The following is a 17,425-nucleotide window of genomic DNA, read 5'->3' as shown; positions in this document are numbered from 1 at the left end:
ATAAGGTTAAAATTTAACTTTATAGTAATAGGTATCACCTCAGAAAAATCGTTAAACACAGATATTTCTCTGGTGAATTTTTGAGATTATGATAAAGTTATACGAAAAAAATGAAAAAGTGTAAGGAGATGGAGTAAGAATGAGCAATATTCTTGAAATGAGAGACATTACAAAGCTCTTTCCCGGTGTAAAGGCACTGGATAATGTAAATCTCAAGGTAAAATCCGGCGAAATCCATGCTCTTGTTGGAGAAAATGGAGCAGGGAAATCGACGCTGATGAAAGTACTCAGCGGTGTATACCCTTATGGTACCTACAGCGGAGATATTGTATTTGAGGGAAAAGTATGCACATTTAAAAATATTAGAGATAGTGAAAAAATGGGTATAGCTATAATCCACCAAGAACTGGCCCTTGTACCCTACCTTTCGATAGGGGAAAATGTGTTTTTAGGTAATGAAAGAGCCAGTGCGGGAATTATAGACTGGCACAAAACTCATGTAAAGGCCTCAGAACTTCTTAAAAGAGTAAGACTTAATGAAAATCCTCGCAGACTTGTTAAGGATATTGGTGTTGGTAAACAGCAGCTTGTTGAAATTGCCAAGGCGTTAGCTAAAAATGTAAAGCTTCTTATTTTGGATGAACCTACCGCTGCATTAAATGAAAAGGACTCAGATAACTTATTAGAGCTTCTTTTACAGTTGAAGAAAGAAGGTATTACATCTATACTTATATCACACAAGCTTAATGAAATAATGAAGGTATGTGATTCAATTACTATTATCCGTGATGGTGCAACAATAGAAACAATGGAAAAGAATGAAGATGTTAATGAGGATAGAATTATTAAAGGGATGGTAGGCCGAGACCTGGTAGACCGTTACCCGAAACGTACCCCCAAAATAGGAGAAGTGTATTTTGAAGTTAAGGATTGGAATGTGTACGATCCCATAATTGATGGCAGGAAGGTTATAAACAATGTCAGTATAAAGGTTCATAAAGGCGAAATTGTAGGAATATCAGGCCTTATGGGTTCCGGAAGAACAGAACTTGCCATGAGTATCTTCGGTAAATCCTATGGCAGGCATATTACCGGCAAAGTTATTAAAGATGGAAAAGAACTTACCCTCAATAATGTAAGACAGGCTATAGATCATGGACTTGCTTATGTTACTGAGGACCGTAAGAGTGCAGGACTTGTGCTTATAGATGATATCAAGAGGAATACAACTCTTGCAAAGTTAAGTAAAATCAGTAAATATCAATTTATTGATGAAAATAAGGAGGTACAGGTTGCTACAGATTACAAAAATAAGCTTAAGATAAAGTGCTCTAGTATTTTACAGAAGACAGGAAATCTTTCCGGTGGAAACCAGCAGAAGGTTGTATTGAGTAAGTGGATATTCTCTGATCCTGATGTATTAATTCTTGATGAGCCAACAAGAGGAATAGACGTAGGTGCTAAATATGAAATTTATACAATAATAAATAAGCTGGCGGATGAAGGTAAGGCAGTAATAGTTATATCTTCGGAACTTCCTGAGATATTAGGGATCTCAGATAGAGTATACGTGATGAATGAGGGCAGAATTGTGGGAGAACTTGACCGTAAGGATGCTTCTCAGGAAAGCATAATGAGATGTATAATGCAGAGTAATAGGGAGGTAAAATAAATGGAATCAATTAAGAATATTTTTAAGAATAATATAAGACAGTACGCAATGCTTATTGCTCTCGTAGTAATTATGATATTTTTTCAAATTGCAACGGACGGTATTTTATTGGTGCCGATGAACGTAACTAACCTAGTACTTCAAAATAGCTATGTATTGATTTTAGCAATAGGTATGACACTGTGCATACTGACAGGAGGTAATATTGATCTTTCAGTAGGTTCCGTCTGTGCCTTTATAGGTGCTGTTGTAGGTTCCTTTATAATAGAAAAAGGAATGAATGTAACTACAGTAATAATCCTTGCTCTATTAATAGGAGCAGTAATTGGTATATGGCAGGGGTTTTGGATTGCTTATGTCAGAATACCAGCTTTCATAGTAACACTTGCAGGTATGCTTTTATTTAGGGGCTTAACTATCAAAATGTTAAAGGGATTGACTTTATCACCATTCCCGGAAAGTTTCCAGAATATAAGCAGTGGTTTTGTACCGGATTTCTTTAAGAGCTTTGGTGCTAAACTAAACTTAACTGCTTTATTAGCAGGTATAATTATTTCCGTTATTTACGTAGTAATGGAATTTAAAAAGAGAATTGAAAAGCAGAAGTATGGCTTTGAAGTATCATCCATGGCTTTATTTATAGCTCAGTTAGCGTTGGTTTTAGGAGCGATAAATCTATTCACTTATTGGCTGGCTGCGCATAAGGGTATACCAATAGTGCTTGTTCTGATCGGTATTCTTATTTTAGCATATTCCTTTTTTACAATGAAAACTGTACCCGGTCGTTATATTTACGCTATGGGTGGTAACGAAAAGGCAGCCAAACTTTCAGGTATTAAGACTAACAAGGTGCTTTTCCTTACTTATGTTAATATGTCTGTATTGGCAGCAGTAGCGGGAATTGTATCTACAGCAAGATTCAACGCAGCGTCACCTCAAAATGGTCAAAACTTTGAGCTTGATGCTATAGCAGCCTGCTTTATCGGAGGAGCTTCAGCTTATGGTGGGGTTGGTACAGTTGTTGGAGCTATAATCGGTGCACTGTTTATGGGGGTTCTTAATAATGGTATGTCCATTCTTGGTGTAGGCAGTGATATGCAGATGGCAATTAAAGGATTAGTATTGTTAATGGCAGTAGCCTTTGATGTACTTTCAAAGAATAAGACAAAAGCATAATATAAGGAATGAAACGGCGGAATTAGTATTGCAATTCGGACAGGTATTGGAAATGCCAATTGGTGCGGATTTCTGGCTTGTATTAATAGGTCCTTAAACAATCATCATAATATTTCCCAAAAGTATTACTGGGGGATAACTATGTCTAGAAAATTAAAAAAATGAACAAGCCAGATAACCCAGTATTTATGCAAGAAATATTTATACCTGAAAAAGAACTATCTGAAACAAGAGACTTCCACAAAATGGGCTTATTATTGCCTCTTAATTGGAAGTCTTTTTTTTATGGTTAATTTGAAGAAGCCATTATGATAAAATAACATATAAGATTCTATGAATAGTTTAGACAAAATTTTTCATAAATTGTTGATGAATTTTAAAAAATGAAAAGTCTATCAGGTATATTGTAGAGGACGATAGAATTAGTTCAAAACAGGTATTATCTGATAATAATCTGGAATTAAACAAGAGAAATAATGGAGTTGATAATTAAAATGAATCTTAAAATAATAACTCTTATAGAAGATAATCCTAGTATTAATTTAAATTTATTTAATTAGCATGGATTATCTATATATAGAAGCTGATGGAACAAAATTATTGTTTGATACCTGTAAAACTGGAAATTTTATTAAAAATGCTGAGAAATTAGATGCGGATTTAAACAATTTAAGATATGTTATATTAAGTCATGGCCATTACGATCATAGTGGTGGGTTTGAAAAACTTGTGGATAAAGTTAAAACCTCATATAAATTAATTGTTGGGAAAGGATTTTTTAACAACAAATATAAATTTATAGAAGAAGGAACTTATAAGTATATCGGAAATTCTTTTTATGAGGAATTTGTTAATAAAAATAATATACCAATAAAATATGTTAAAGAAGATATATATTATATTACTAAAAATATAATGATATTTGCTAATTTTAAAAGAAATAATGATTTTGAAATTATAAGTGATAAGTTTAAAATAAAGCAGGATGAAAATTTTGTATTGGATAATTTTTCAGATGAAATAGTTTTGGGAGTAAAAACTGATAAGGGTTTTATGGTTATATTAGGATATTCCCACATAGGAATAATTAATATTTTAGAGACAATTATAGAAAGGACAGGCATCCCAATCTATGGTGTCATAGGGGGAACTCATTTACTTGAAGCTGATGAATTAAGGCTAAGTAAAACAATTGACTTTTTAAAAGAAAAATTTATAGATACATGACCTATAGTATCCATTCCTAGATACTCGTTTAGATGATATTTAGTGGCCTTCTTACCATTTTCAAGTTTAAATTCATAAATATGCCTTGAATATTAAACTCCCCCCATAATAGTTTGCAAACAAGTTTGCTTGCCACCTTTATTCCTATATACTTTTTTTCTCTCTATATCCTTGAATGTCATTCCATTATGGTTTAAACTTAATTCATACATAAATATAACTCCATTCTGTTTAGTTTCGGCAACTTAATTATAATGGATAATTTATGTATATGGCAGTTGCTTTTGCATCTCCTTTATTATTTATCTAGTATTTTTACTATCTCTGCTCACTAAAATTATACACTAACTTTTAAGGAGATTAGCAGAATAACCGGACATGGATATGCAACTGTGCAAAAGTATGTAGATAAGGAAGATTTCAACGATAATCCACAGCGAAGAAGTAAAAATGAATTGAAAATAGATTTTTACAAGGAGCTGATAGATTCATGGCTTGAAGCTGATTTGACCGTACCAAGAAAGCAACTTCACACAGCGAAACGTGTGTATGACAGGTTAGAAGAATTATTTGGCGATGAACTTAACGTGTCACTAAGAACAGTTCAGTTCTATGTTTCTGCAAAGAAGAAAGAGCTGTTTAGTAAAAAGGATGGATGGCTGTTGCTTGACTATCCTGCTGGCGAGGCTTAAGTGGATTTTGGAGAGGCAACCTTTATTGAAAACTGTGATACCATAAAGGCAGAAACCCACCAGAAATTTCTTGCAAAATGCATTGAATTATTTGAGAATACTGAGGTTACAGGAAAGTGATACACAAAATATTTTGGACTTAGTATGGATATGTTTCAAAGAATTTAATGCAATAGATTATTCAAAAGAAGGCATTGAATAATTTGGAAAATTTATATCAAATAAATCTATTATTGAGAAGTTTAATAAGGATCTTCTTTTTTTGTGGATGTATTGTTAACGTTAAGGTGAGCAGAAATACTAAACATCATATTAAAAGGCTAATAAAGTACGAGGGGGATAAAAATTAATGAAGAAGTTTAAAGCAGTTTTTTTAAAAAGAGGTAAGTTAAGACATAAATTATGCCTTATTTTAGTGTTAAGTGCATTAATACCAGCAATAATATCTGTAGCTATTACTTTAAATATCAGCAAAAATATTGTGGAAGAAAAGGTAAATAATCTAACAAAACAAGTAGCAACAGAAAAGATCGCTTTTATAGACAATCTATTGGAAACAGCTAGGTTAAGTGTAGATAATTTCACAAAAGATGATCTGGTTCTTTCAGGAAATAAAGAAGGTATTTTACTTACTGCATCACATCATAGAACATCAAATTCTAATTACTTTCAATATTATGTCGGAAAAGAAAATAAAGAATTTATAATATATCCACAAAAAGAGATGCCGAAGGATTATGACCCCACACAAAGAGGATGGTATAAAGAAGCAAATAATAGCTTTGGGAATATAGTTATTACAAAACCGTATAAATCAAGTTCTACAGGTCTTATGATGGTTACTGTTGCAAAGGCTTTTAAACTAAATGATGGTACTGCAGCAGTTGCTGGTATAGATATAACATTAGAGTCACTTATTGAGAATATATTAAAAACTAAAGTTGGAAATACTGGTTATGCAACATTAATATTAGGGGATGGTACCATAATTGTACACCCAGATAAAGATATGATAATGATTAATATTAGTGAAAAATATAGTTTTGGCAAGGAGGTTATAGCTAAAAAGACTGGTAATTTAAAATATACAATTAATAATGAAGATAAGATAATGGGATTTGAACAATCAAAACATACGGACTGGATTATTATAACGGCAATGAATCAAAATGAATATGCAAAAGAATTTAACAAAAGCATTGTTATAACAATATTAGTTCTTTTCATAATATTAATTTTAGTTGTGTATTTGGGAGTTTATTTTATAAACAGAATAACAAAACCATTAATTGAAATCAGCAAACTTATGAAAAGAGCAGAGGAAGGTGATTATGCAATTGATGTAAATATTACTCGTAATGATGAAATAGGTCAAATACAAGAAAGCTTCAAAAACATGATTTCAGCTCAAAGTAATATTATTAAAAATATATTAGAGAGTTCAAATAATGTAATGGTTAAATCTCAAAATCTTTCATCTGTATCTGAAGAAATGTCATCATCATCCCAAGAAGTTGCTAATACAATGCAACATGTAGCCGCAGCTTCATCATCTCAAGCGAACAATTTGCAAGAAATAGTAGGATTGATGAATGATCTTTCAAGTAAAATAGAAAATGTATATGATGAATTAAAGAATGTAAAATCAGAATCAGATAATGCAATAGAAAAAGCTAACTTAGGTAATTCAGAAATGGACAAGCTTGTTAAGTCAATAACTGAAATTAAAAATGCCTTTGAAGTAGTAATAAGTAAGGTAGGCAACTTATCAGCTACAGTAAAAGAAATAAATAATATAACAGCTGCAATAAATGCTATATCTGAACAAACAAATCTTTTAGCACTGAATGCTGCTATTGAAGCAGCAAGAGCTGGAGAAGCAGGACGCGGATTTGCAGTAGTTGCAGAGGAAGTTAGAAAGCTTGCAGAGGAGTCAAAAAAATCAACATCAGAAATAGCTAAGTTAGTAGAGACAATACAAGGAGATACAGAAGAAGTAATAAGTACTTCAAATGAAGTCCGCGAATTCATAAATGAACAAACAAATATAGTGGAAAATTCAGTTAAAACATTTGAAGAAATACTTGGTTCAGTAGAAAAGATAGCACCAGTAATATCAAAGACATATAAAGAAATGGATGAAATGGAAAAAGCAAAGATAAGTGTAATTGAAAAAGTTGAGGCAGTAAGTGCAGTAACAGAAGAAAATACTGCAGCATCTGAAGAAGTGGCAGCAGCATCTGAAGAGCTATCAGCTTCATCACAGGAAGTTGCCTCAACAGCACAGGAACTAAATTCAATGGCAAATGATTTAGATAATTTAGCTAATAATTTTAAGATTAGTTAACTGAAACTACGTATACTAAAAGTCTTTATCTATAAGGGGGCTGTCGCATTAGCCATTAAGAATCGCTATTGCGCAGCCTTGTTTTTACAGCATTTTCCATGAATGAATATCCCATTTTAGTCATTAAAAAGAAGGATACCTAAAAAATGGTGTACTTTAATAAGCTTTCGAATATAAGGCTTTTTTAAAAGATCATGGAGGATCTTGCTGTTAAGAACGGCTTGATACAAAGACTTTTGGAGAACATTATTCAACAGTTTTTGCAGGCTGAAATGGAAAAATATCTATGAAGAGAAAAGTATGAGAGAAGCGATAGCGCAAATAAAACTATAGAAATGGATATAGTTGCAAGAATATAAAATCATACATAGATGAACTCTACGGAGTAGACATATCCCCTGCCATGATTTCAAAGATTACGGATAATTTAATGGAAACGGCTATGGACTGGCAAAATAGGACGTTAGCCCCGGTTTATCCTATAGTTTATATGGATGCAGTTCACTTTAAAGTTAGACAGGAGCATAAGATTGTTAATATAGAACTAACGCTCTGGAAGGCTTTAATAGACAACTAAGAAAATTCACCAAGGTAAGGACACCATACCCAACATATCACTGGCTTGGAAAGATGCTATATCTAGCTACAGAGAAAATCATTAACAAATGGACTTAGTCAGGTCAGAACATGTCAGGGACACTGGTACAACTAAGTATAATTTTTGAAGATAGGCCTGAACAATATATTTCCTCCTGTGATAACTTTACGAGAGTAACGGCAATATAAAAATAAGCTGGTTGCATACAAAAATATATGTAACCAGCAAAGAAAAAACTTTTTTAGACAATTTCTGATTTACCTTCAAGTTTGGCATATAATTTTTCTTGCTGCTTTGTTGTAAATTGAAAATATATTTCAGTATTTGAAACAGATTTATGTCCTAACCACCATTGTAATTCTTTAATGTCCATATCACATTCTGCCAGATGAACAGCAGTAGTATGCTTTAAAGCATGAAAATGATGTTTTGATTTATCTTCAATTTTTGCTATTGAACAATATTTTTTCATTAAATAATCTAATGTTTGTCTTGATATTGGATTATTTTTCTGACTAGTAAATAGTATCTGGGAACTGGTGGTTATGTTATTTTCTTTAATATATTTATTTAAAATATTTTTTGTTTTTTCGTCAAGACGAAGGGTATTATTGTTACTTCCCTTTAATCTTTTACAATATATTTCACCTTTCAAAAGATTATAGTCCTCTAATTTTAACAGAGGTATCTCTGAAGCTCTAAGACCACATCTATAAGCTAATCTAAATATAGCCAAGTCACGAAGAGAATGAATTGCATTAGAATTTTCGATAGCATTAAACAGTGATTTAGCTTCATTTTGTGTTAAATATTTAATTTTGTAGCTAGACTTTTTCACCATAAGGACATCACCTCCACAAAAAATTAGACAATATGAATATTTTGTACAGTTTAATTATAATATAAATTGAAGATTATGCAAATATTTCATGATATTATGTAATATAATGTAAAAATATGCAAATAATAAAATGACAAATTTCGATTTGTGTAAAAATAGAAGCTTTTAAATATTTTAAGTACAGTTTTAACTGTACAAAATATTCATTACGTCTAATTTATAATATAATGGCAAGTTTATAAAGTCAAAAAAATAAAAACAAAAGCTAATTGTGTGTAAATATTTCCTAAAAACACAAATAAAGGAGGGAATATAATAAATATATTTTAATTTTTAAAAGTAGAATTTAGAAGAATTTAGGAGGAAAATGTGGAAGATACTTTAATCAATATAAGTGACTTAGATTTGAAAATTCAGATAATGAAAGAGTTATTGTATGAAAAAATGGATAAAAATGTTGATAAAGAAGAAATTCAGCAAGTCAGCGAAATATTGGACATGCTTATAGTTAAATATTTAAAAACACAAACAGAAAAATACTAATATAAAATATTTTATGAAGCGGGTGATATATGGATAGTGGGTTAGTATTGTAACAAAAAATTAAAAAATACATAGGAAGAAGATAAATTTATTATTAACTAATTTTAAAATATGGTACATCCAAAAATTGAAATATGAAGGGAGAAACCTAAAAATGACAAAGGACAATTTTATTCAAAAAAACAGCAGAAATTTTATTAAAAATGTAAAGGTAAATTCTTTGTTTATTAGTTTGACTGGATTTATAATTATTTCATTAAGCATTATTTTATACTTATCTTTAACGAATATGAAAGCCTTGAGCAATGATATGAATAACCTTTATAATGACAGGATGATTCCTTCTCTTGAATTAAAAAAAATAGAAACAGAGCTTTATACCATAAGACTTTCAATGACACAAATGGTTTATTCACAAAAATATGATTTAAAAACTGAAAATAATATAATTGCTAAAAAAGAAAATTTAGCAAAAATTTTTGAAAAATATAAAAATTCAAATATGAGTGATGAACAAAAGCAGTTATTTGGTAATATAGAACAAAGTTATAGTGCATATATGGAAAATAGTAATACTTTGATAGGAAAACTTAAAACAAATACACCAATTACTCAGGAAGAAATAGACAAGTTAAGGGAACTAGCATATAACAGTCAAAAAGGTATAGATTCTTTAGTACAGTTAAATGCAAAAACATCAAGTGAAGCAACTAATAGAGCAAATTCAGTTTATTCAAATTCAAAGAACGTATTTATTGCTATTTTTGGTTTTATAGCAGTGATAACAATACTATTATCTTCAATTTTAACAAGATTATTAAAAAAATCCATGAAGCAAATTAACGATGTGACTGAAAAGTTATCTAATTATGATTTTACAGTAGAATTAGAAGCAGAAGGTAAAAATGAGTTTGGCCAGATAAATAGATCTTTAAAAATTGTAATTGAAAATCTAAAAGAGGCATTAAAAGAAATTAAAAATAATGCAGAAACTGTTACTTCAAGTTCTGAAAATTTATCCGCTGTCTCAGAGGAAATGTCATCTTCTTCACAGGAACTTGCTAAAACAATGGAAGAAGTAGCTAATGGAGCAGCTTCTCAAGCTAACGATTTACAGGATATAGTAAATTTAATAGCTGACTTAACAGCAAGTATTGAAAATGTATATAAAGAATTAGAAAATGTAAAAATTGAAACAGATAATACAACAAATAAGTCTAATATAGGAAAACATGAAATGGACAAACTTGTGAAGTCTGTAAGAGAAATTAAAAATGCTTTTGAAATAGTAATTTCTAAAGTAAAAAACCTTACAGCCTCAGTTAAGCAAATAGGTAATGTAAATAATGTAATAACAGCAATTTCAGAACAGACTGACTTACTTGCTTTAAATGCAGCCATAGAAGCAGCAAGAGCAGGCGAGGCAGGGAGAGGCTTTGCAGTAGTTGCGGAAGAAGTTAGAAAACTTGCTGAAGAATCTAAAAAATCAACCTCGGAAATCATTGAATTGGTATCATCCATTCAAGCTGATACTGAAGATGTTATAAAAACATCCAATGAAGTAGAGGAATTGATTAAAACACAGATCAGTGCAGTCGAAAATACCGTTGATTCCTTTGAAGATATATTAGAATCAATTGAAAATATAGCACCCCTCATGGATAAAACCTATACAGGTATGGATGAGATAGTAAAATCAAAAGAAATAGTTTTACAAAGAGTTGAAACAATAAGTGCAGTTGTTGAAGAAAATACTGCGGCTACAGAAGAAACTGCGGCATCATCACAGGAACTTTCAGCATCTTCGGAGGAAGTGGCTTCAGTATCTCAAAATTTAACAGCAATTGCATTAGAACTGTCAAATGCAGCTAATAAATTTAAATTTTAAAATAAATAGTAAAAAGCAATAAGAGGTGAGTTATCTTATTGCTTTCCTAAATGGAGAGGGTTTTATGTATGACAAAAATTATCATTACGTTAAATTAATGGAACAGCCTGATAGAAGATATTTAAATAAATATTACAAAGAGAATAAAAACAAAGAGATTGCTTTGGTTTTTCTGGATATAGATAATTTAAAACTTATTAATGACGCTTACGGTCATATAATAGGAGATGAAGTGTTAATATACATAAGTAAAAAATTAATAAATTCCCTGGATGATAATTCTATGGTTTTTAGGTTTGGCGGAGATGAATTTATATTAATATTTGTGAATAAAACTAAAGAGGATATTCAGAATTGCATAGAGAATATCATGTCAGATGCAAATAAAGTTTTCAGGATAAATAATAAGGAAATTTACACCACTGTCAGTGCCGGAATATATATACCATCAAGGAAAGAAAGTTTGGAAGAAATAATTAGAAAAGCCAATATAGCTATGTATCATTCAAAACAAAAGGGTAAGAATAGATATACTTTCTTTAATGAAGATATGGATTATGCAATTAAGAAAAAAGCTGATTTGATAATAGAACTTAAAAAGGCTGTAGAAGAAGATAAGGAATTTTATGTTGTATATCAACCAATATATAATGTTAAAAGTCGTAAAATTGAAGCAGTTGAAGCACTTGCAAGATGGAACAATAATAAATATAGTGAAATACCACCTTCTGAATTTATTCCACTCTTAGAAGAAACAGGGCTTATAGAAAAGTTTGGCTTAAACATTATAAAAAGAATATTTAGAGATATAGATAGTTTGACTAAAAAGGGATTTGATATTAGATTCAATATAAATGTATCTCCTATACAACTTAGAAACAATGATTTTTTTTATCAAATCAATACTTTGATGAAAAAGTATGGTATAAATATTAAAAACATATTTTTTGAGTTAACTGAAACTCAAATATTAAATTTGAAGGAAGATAAAATAAATGAAGTTATTGAAAGAGGAGCCAAAATAGCTTTAGATGATTTTGGTACAGGTTATTCATCTATAATAAATGTGATGCAATTGCCAATTAGTGAGATAAAGATAAATAAATTCATAATTGATAAAATTGAAGAAGACGAAAAAGCGAGAATTTTAATACAAGCTATAGTTTATATTGCAGGAAAACTAAGAGCAGAAGTGGTTGTAGAAGGGGTTGAAAATAAAAAACAGTATGATATACTAAAAAAATTAGGAATAAAGAATATACAGGGATATTTTATATCAAAACCTAAAAGAGTGGAGGATTTAATTATCGATTTAAAATATACTTAATCTAAAATTTGATTTATGCTAATTAATAGGTGGGGGTACATTTTTACGCAAAATAAATAATGGACCTATGTCAATATAGTAGACACAAAAAAATGGAAATTATTATGAAGACAGCCTGGTCAGATTTTCGCATTTTTGTGTAGTGATGTAGCCAATGCTGTAAAATGATGTTTACCTTACAATTGGATCTTATATTATCAGCTAAAGCTTCTGGGCCAGGGAGAAACCCTATTTCAGCTTTCATACTATATAAGCTTTAAGAAATGAAAAATTTAATAAGTATATTATACGAGGTGGGTAATCAATGAAATTTATTTCATGGAATATTGATTCATTAAATGCAGCACTGACAAGTAGTTCAGAACGGGCTCTATTATCTAAAAATGTATTAAGTTCGCTTGCAGAATATAATCCGGATGTAATTGCCATTCAGGAAACAAAATTACCAAGTGATGGACCTTCTAAAAAGCATTTTGAAATTTTGAAGGAGATGTTTCCAAATTATAAAATTGTTTGGAATAGTTCAGTCGATCCAGCCCGTAAGGGGTATGCGGGTACAATGTTTTTATATAAGGATACTTTAAATCCATCTGTTACCTATCCAGCTATTAGTGCGCCAGGTACCATGGACTATGAGGGCCGAATTATCACATTAGAGTTTGATAAATTTTTCTTAACACAAGTTTATACACCTAACGCAGGGGATGGTTTGAACCGTTTGGAAGAACGTCAGATCTGGGATGAAAAATATGCAGAGTATCTAGCAAGCTTAGATAAAGAGAAGTATGTTATTGCAACAGGGGATTTCAACGTAGCGCATAGGGAAATAGATTTGGCGCATCCTAACAGCAATCACAATTCACCCGGATTTACTGATGAGGAACGTGAAGGGTTCACAAATCTTTTAGCAAAAGGTTTTACAGATACTTTTCGATATATTCACGGTGATGTAACAGGGGCCTATACTTGGTGGGCCCAGCGTGTTAAAACCAGTAAAGTTAATAATTCCGGATGGAGAATTGACTATTGGTTAGTTAGTGATCGCATTGCGGATAAGGTCATTAGATCTGAAATGATTGATTCAGGCCCAAGACAAGATCATACACCAATATTACTTGAAATTGATTTGTAAAAAGTGTTTCAAATGATTGCTTAATAAACCGACAGATAAGGTACAGGTTAAGGAAATTATACTTATAAGTAAGGAGTGTCAAAAATGAAAGATATGGAACGCAGTAAACCCTGGGACTCAGATCAGATTACAAGAGAATACTTTGATTCATTATTAGTTGAAATGAGGCATATAGATGCCGTTATACCTTCAACAAAATTTGAACTATATGGGGAGACATTTGATACGCCTATTATGATGGCGGCTCTGTCACATTTGGACAATATACGAGAAAATGGAATGATTGAAATGGCCAAGGGTGCCCGTGAAGCAAATGCTGTTAACTGGGCAGGTATGGGTGACGAAGCCGAAATATCAGCTATAACGGCTACTGGTGCCCGTACCATAAATATAATTAAACCATATGCTGATAATGACTATATTTTCCGGAGAATTGAGCATGCAGAACGCTGTGGGGTTTTGGCTCTTGGTATGGATGTAGACCATGCTTTTCGAGGAAATGGTAAATATGATGTTGTTTTAGGTGAGAAGATGAAACCTAAGTCTCTTACTGAACTAAAAGAATTTATAAAAGCTACGAAATTGCCTTTTATTATAAAAGGTGTTCTAAGTGAGCAAGATGCCTATAAAGCTTTAGAAGCTGGGGCTAAAGGAATAGTTGTTTCTCATCATCATGGAATTATGAACTATGCAGTGCCTCCGCTATACATATTACCCAAAATAGCTAAAGTAATCAATCACCAAATACCTATCTTCGTTGACTGTGGTATTATGAGTGGAATTGATGTATTTAAAGCTCTTGCCTTGGGCGCAGATGCAGTTTCTGCTGGCAGAGTGATTATGGAGCCATTAAAAAATAATGGTTCTGAGGGAGTAAAAAATCAGATCATAAAAATGACTGAAGAGTTAGCTGGGGTAATGGCAAGAACTTGTTCCCGGGACTTAAAGAACATTGACCCAACAGTAATCTGGCAAAGAAATGGTTGGTAGTTGAAACTAAAATTATAGGCTGAAGGAGAGATGGCTTTGAGAATTGGTGGGGGAATAGAAAAAACTTATAGTAATCCAGAAGAATGGTATAAATTAGTAAGAGAATTGGGATACAGGGCGGTTTTGGCACCAATTGACCATGGTGCAAGTAAGGAAGAGAGACAAGCTTACTTACATTGTGCCAAGGAACATGATCTGGTAATTGGGGAAGTTGGTGTCTGGAAAAATGTTATCTCCATTTATGATGATGAACGAAAAGTAGCGCTGGATTATTGCAAAAACCAACTGGAATTGGCAGACGAACTGGGAGCAAATTGCTGTGTAAACATAACAGGAAGCAGAGGAGAAATTTGGGATGGCTTTTATAGAGAAAATTACTCAAAGGATACCTATGCATTGGTAGTTGATTCTATAAGAGAGATTATTGACGCTGTAAAACCAAAGCGGACCTTTTATACAATAGAGACTATGCCTTGGATGGTACCGGATTCACCGGACGAATATCTTAAATTAATTCAAGATGTAGATAGGAAGGCTTTTGGAGTACATCTAGACTTTGTTAATATGATTAATTGTCCGAAAAGATATCTCTTCTGTGATGAGTTCATTGAGGAATGCTTTACTAAACTTGGCTCACATATTAAGAGCATTCATGGAAAGGATGTAATCATGGAGAATGCCTATACAACAGTAATCCATGAAACCATGCCGGGAAAAGGAATAATAAATTATCAAAAGGTTGCTAGGCTATGTGAGTGGCTGGGGCCGGATACAACATTATTTGTTGAACATTTACCTGATTTTGATAGTTATAAGAAGGCTGCGGCTTATGTAAGAGAACAGGCTGCTTTAGCTGGTGTGAAAACAGATTAAATCCAGAGATGTGGAAACGATGGTGTTGATGTGTCAAGCAAATATAAATAGGTCTTGAATGTGTTGGAATCAAAGGTTTTCAGCTTCAATTCAGCTTAATGTAGTATTATGATAGGATAGGGATATTGGAGGTGAAGCACCTTGAAGATATTAATCATTGAGGATGAAAGCTTACTGGCTGATTCCATTCAATCATTTCTGACGAAAAAAGGTTTTGAGGTTGATGTTGCATACGATGGAGAAGAGGGAAGAGAATATGCAGAATTAGGAATTTACGACCTGGTGATTCTGGATGTGATGCTGCCCAAAATGGACGGGTATGAAATAGCCAGAAGAATTCGTGCCAAGCGTTTAGGTACACCCATATTGATGCTGACCGCAAAATCAGAATTGGAGGATCGTATTGCAGGTTTGAATTCCGGCGCGGATTATTACCTGACCAAGCCTTTTGACACCAGAGAACTTTTGGCCTGTATCAATGCATTATTACGCAGAAAAGGTGACCAGGTAGATGAGATTACATTTGGAAATACATCATTAGGCCTTTCCTCTGCTATGCTGATATGTGGTGAGAACAATGTCCGCCTTTCAGCAAAGGAGTTTGATATAATGCTCCCACTTTTTCAGGCCGGAGAAAAAATTCTATCAAAGGAGATGCTTCTTACCAGAGTCTGGGGATATGACTCCGATGCTGTTGAAAACCATGTGGAGGTCTATATTGGTTTTTTGAGGAAGAAGCTAGCAAGTATCGGATCCAATATTCGGATTGAGGCAATACGAAGGCTAGGGTATCACCTGGAGGTAAGTGAGCATGATTAAAAATCTGCGTTTCAAATTCGTTATGATAAATATGAGTATAGTAACTATAATGCTGTGTGTTATATTTGGATTAGTTTTTCATTTCACAAGGACAAACCTTGAGGCAGAGAGTATCAGAATGATGCAAGGCATTGCCAGCCGCCCATTTCAATTAGAGATACCAAATACATTAGGGAGTGATGTACGGTTACCCTATTTTACCATTCAGCTAGGACTGCGGGGGGAGTTAGTAGCAACCGGAGGAGGATATTATGACCTCTCTGACGAGGATTTCTTAGATAATATTATCGAAGTGACCTTCACATCTCCTAAAAAGTTTGGTGTTATAGAAGAATATAATCTAAGGTATTATCGGTTTGATACACCGATGAACCGATACTTAGTATTTTCAGATATTACTAGTGAACGTGCTACATTGGATAACCTGACAAAAACCAGTTTTATTATTGGTATATTAAGTTTTTTGGTGTTTTTGTGCATAAGCATTTTACTGTCTAAATGGGCCGTAAAACCGGTGGACTTGGCATTGAAACAGCAACGTCAGTTTGTGGCTGATGCCTCTCATGAACTTAAAACACCGCTAACGGTTATTATGACAAATGCAGAACTCGCACAGAGCCGGGAATATGATGAGGAAAGTAAACAGAAATTCATAAGCAGTATCTTAACTATGTCCCGGCAAATGCGTGGCTTAATTGAAAAAATGCTGCAGCTTGCAAGAGCGGATAATGCTGAATCAAAGGAGATTTTAGATATTGTGGATTATAGCAAGCTGGTATCAAACGCACTCCTTCCCTTTGAACCAGTATTTTTCGAGAGAGGACTGACCTTGACAGCACAGATAGATAATGGCATTAAGGTCACAGGTGAAGAGGCTCAGCTCCATCAGCTTATGGATGTTCTGCTTGATAATGCTCAGAAATATTCCAAAGAAGCCGGAACTACATGGGTTACCTTAAATAAGCATGTGAAAGGGCGCTGCTTACTGGTTGTTGCAAATGAAGGTGAGAGTATCTCCCCAGAAGAAGCCCAAAACATATTCAAACGCTTCTACCGAGGTGATCAAGCCAGAAGCAGAAATGGCAGCTTTGGCTTAGGTCTATCCATTGCTGAGAGTATAGTAGTGCGGCATCGAGGTAAGATTTGGGTGGAAAGTAGAAACGGCATTAATTGTTTTTATGTTGACCTGCCATGTTCATAAATCATGTATTAAAAGGATGAAGAACGCATAACTGCGGACATCATCCTTTTGTTATAAATAGCAAAAGTTTTCAGCTTCATTTCAGCTTTCAATGCTATA

General features: G+C 32.7%; 14 protein-coding genes and 1 pseudogene. 14 read left to right on the top strand and 1 reads right to left on the bottom strand.

Annotated features, from left to right (window positions below):
• The first annotated feature begins 139 nt into the window (after positions 1 to 139).
• From mmsA to FHY60_RS18805, 6 genes and pseudogenes are all read left to right on the top strand, one after another.
• Positions 140 to 1,672, top strand: coding sequence for a multiple monosaccharide ABC transporter ATP-binding protein (gene mmsA, locus FHY60_RS11340; protein ID WP_139905158.1), 1,533 nt, complete (start codon positions 140 to 142; stop codon positions 1,670 to 1,672).
• Positions 1,673 to 2,848, top strand: a complete 1,176-nt coding sequence (mmsB, locus tag FHY60_RS11335) for a multiple monosaccharide ABC transporter permease (protein WP_139905157.1) — start codon at positions 1,673 to 1,675, stop codon at positions 2,846 to 2,848.
• 561 nt (positions 2,849 to 3,409) lie between these two features.
• Positions 3,410 to 4,075 (top strand): MBL fold metallo-hydrolase, encoded by a 666-nt coding sequence (locus tag FHY60_RS11330; protein ID WP_139905156.1) that lies wholly within the window; start codon positions 3,410 to 3,412, stop codon positions 4,073 to 4,075.
• A 392-nt stretch (positions 4,076 to 4,467) separates the two neighbouring features.
• Positions 4,468 to 4,767, top strand: coding sequence for a hypothetical protein (locus FHY60_RS11325; protein ID WP_139905155.1), 300 nt, complete (start codon positions 4,468 to 4,470; stop codon positions 4,765 to 4,767).
• A 349-nt stretch (positions 4,768 to 5,116) separates the two neighbouring features.
• Positions 5,117 to 7,114 carry a methyl-accepting chemotaxis protein gene (locus FHY60_RS11320; RefSeq protein ID WP_139905154.1) on the top strand — a complete coding sequence of 666 codons (1,998 nt, stop codon included), beginning with the start codon at positions 5,117 to 5,119 and terminating at the stop codon, positions 7,112 to 7,114.
• A 194-nt stretch (positions 7,115 to 7,308) separates the two neighbouring features.
• A pseudogene (locus tag FHY60_RS18805) lies at positions 7,309 to 7,652 on the top strand (transposase); the annotation flags it as partial.
• Positions 7,653 to 7,953: 301 nt separating this feature from the next.
• Here the strand turns inward: FHY60_RS18805 and FHY60_RS11310 are convergent.
• On the bottom strand, positions 7,954 to 8,553 hold the full coding sequence (locus FHY60_RS11310) for a tyrosine-type recombinase/integrase (RefSeq protein WP_139905153.1): 600 nt from the start codon (positions 8,551 to 8,553) through the stop codon (positions 7,954 to 7,956).
• 369 nt (positions 8,554 to 8,922) lie between these two features.
• On the opposite strand from FHY60_RS11310, the gene FHY60_RS17950 reads away from it, so the two are divergent.
• The 8 genes from FHY60_RS17950 (at position 8,923) to FHY60_RS11275 (ending at position 17,326) form a co-directional block, all read left to right on the top strand.
• Entirely contained in the window at positions 8,923 to 9,096 is a 174-nt protein-coding gene (locus FHY60_RS17950) for a hypothetical protein (protein ID WP_163215744.1), read from the top strand.
• 154 nt (positions 9,097 to 9,250) lie between these two features.
• Entirely contained in the window at positions 9,251 to 10,984 is a 1,734-nt protein-coding gene (locus tag FHY60_RS11305) for a methyl-accepting chemotaxis protein (RefSeq protein WP_139905152.1), read from the top strand.
• A 64-nt stretch (positions 10,985 to 11,048) separates the two neighbouring features.
• Complete coding sequence (locus tag FHY60_RS11300) at positions 11,049 to 12,311, top strand: putative bifunctional diguanylate cyclase/phosphodiesterase (RefSeq protein ID WP_139905151.1); 1,263 nt, start codon at positions 11,049 to 11,051, stop codon at positions 12,309 to 12,311.
• A gap of 304 nt (positions 12,312 to 12,615) precedes the next feature.
• Positions 12,616 to 13,443 carry an exodeoxyribonuclease III gene (locus tag FHY60_RS11295; RefSeq protein WP_139905150.1) on the top strand — a complete coding sequence of 276 codons (828 nt, stop codon included), beginning with the start codon at positions 12,616 to 12,618 and terminating at the stop codon, positions 13,441 to 13,443.
• A gap of 84 nt (positions 13,444 to 13,527) precedes the next feature.
• Positions 13,528 to 14,433: an alpha-hydroxy acid oxidase gene (locus FHY60_RS11290; protein WP_139905149.1), complete on the top strand. Its 906-nt coding sequence runs from the start codon at positions 13,528 to 13,530 to the stop codon at positions 14,431 to 14,433.
• Between the two features lie 36 nt (positions 14,434 to 14,469).
• A complete protein-coding gene (locus tag FHY60_RS11285) occupies positions 14,470 to 15,306 on the top strand; it encodes a sugar phosphate isomerase/epimerase family protein (RefSeq protein ID WP_139905147.1) in 837 nt (278 codons plus the stop codon).
• A gap of 141 nt (positions 15,307 to 15,447) precedes the next feature.
• Positions 15,448 to 16,125, top strand: a complete 678-nt coding sequence (locus tag FHY60_RS11280) for a response regulator transcription factor (protein WP_139905145.1) — start codon at positions 15,448 to 15,450, stop codon at positions 16,123 to 16,125.
• Positions 16,118 to 17,326 carry a sensor histidine kinase gene (locus tag FHY60_RS11275; RefSeq protein ID WP_139905143.1) on the top strand — a complete coding sequence of 403 codons (1,209 nt, stop codon included), beginning with the start codon at positions 16,118 to 16,120 and terminating at the stop codon, positions 17,324 to 17,326. Before FHY60_RS11280 ends, FHY60_RS11275 begins: the two co-directional genes overlap by 8 nt.
• Positions 17,327 to 17,425: the final 99 nt, after the last annotated feature.

The organism is Clostridium thermarum (assembly GCF_006351925.1).
GTDB lineage: Bacteria > Bacillota > Clostridia > Clostridiales > Clostridiaceae > Clostridium_AU > Clostridium_AU thermarum.
Note: the sequence above shows the minus strand (reverse complement) of the source record. Positions and strands in the feature narration are given on the sequence as shown.

Excerpts from the sequence above, each read along its gene's own strand:
- mmsA (WP_139905158.1), top strand. The coding sequence starts at position 140 with ATGAGCAATATTCTTGAAATGAGAGACATTACAAAGCTCTTTCCCGGT.
- FHY60_RS11305 (WP_139905152.1), top strand. The coding sequence starts at position 9,251 with ATGACAAAGGACAATTTTATTCAAAAAAACAGCAGAAATTTTATTAAA.
- FHY60_RS11295 (WP_139905150.1), top strand. The coding sequence starts at position 12,616 with ATGAAATTTATTTCATGGAATATTGATTCATTAAATGCAGCACTGACA.
- FHY60_RS11290 (WP_139905149.1), top strand. The coding sequence starts at position 13,528 with ATGAAAGATATGGAACGCAGTAAACCCTGGGACTCAGATCAGATTACA.
- FHY60_RS11300 (WP_139905151.1), top strand. The coding sequence starts at position 11,049 with ATGTATGACAAAAATTATCATTACGTTAAATTAATGGAACAGCCTGAT.
- FHY60_RS11310 (WP_139905153.1), bottom strand. The coding sequence starts at position 8,553 with ATGGTGAAAAAGTCTAGCTACAAAATTAAATATTTAACACAAAATGAA.
- FHY60_RS11275 (WP_139905143.1), top strand. The coding sequence starts at position 16,118 with ATGATTAAAAATCTGCGTTTCAAATTCGTTATGATAAATATGAGTATA.
- mmsB (WP_139905157.1), top strand. The coding sequence starts at position 1,673 with ATGGAATCAATTAAGAATATTTTTAAGAATAATATAAGACAGTACGCA.
- FHY60_RS11330 (WP_139905156.1), top strand. The coding sequence starts at position 3,410 with ATGGATTATCTATATATAGAAGCTGATGGAACAAAATTATTGTTTGAT.
- FHY60_RS11320 (WP_139905154.1), top strand. The coding sequence starts at position 5,117 with ATGAAGAAGTTTAAAGCAGTTTTTTTAAAAAGAGGTAAGTTAAGACAT.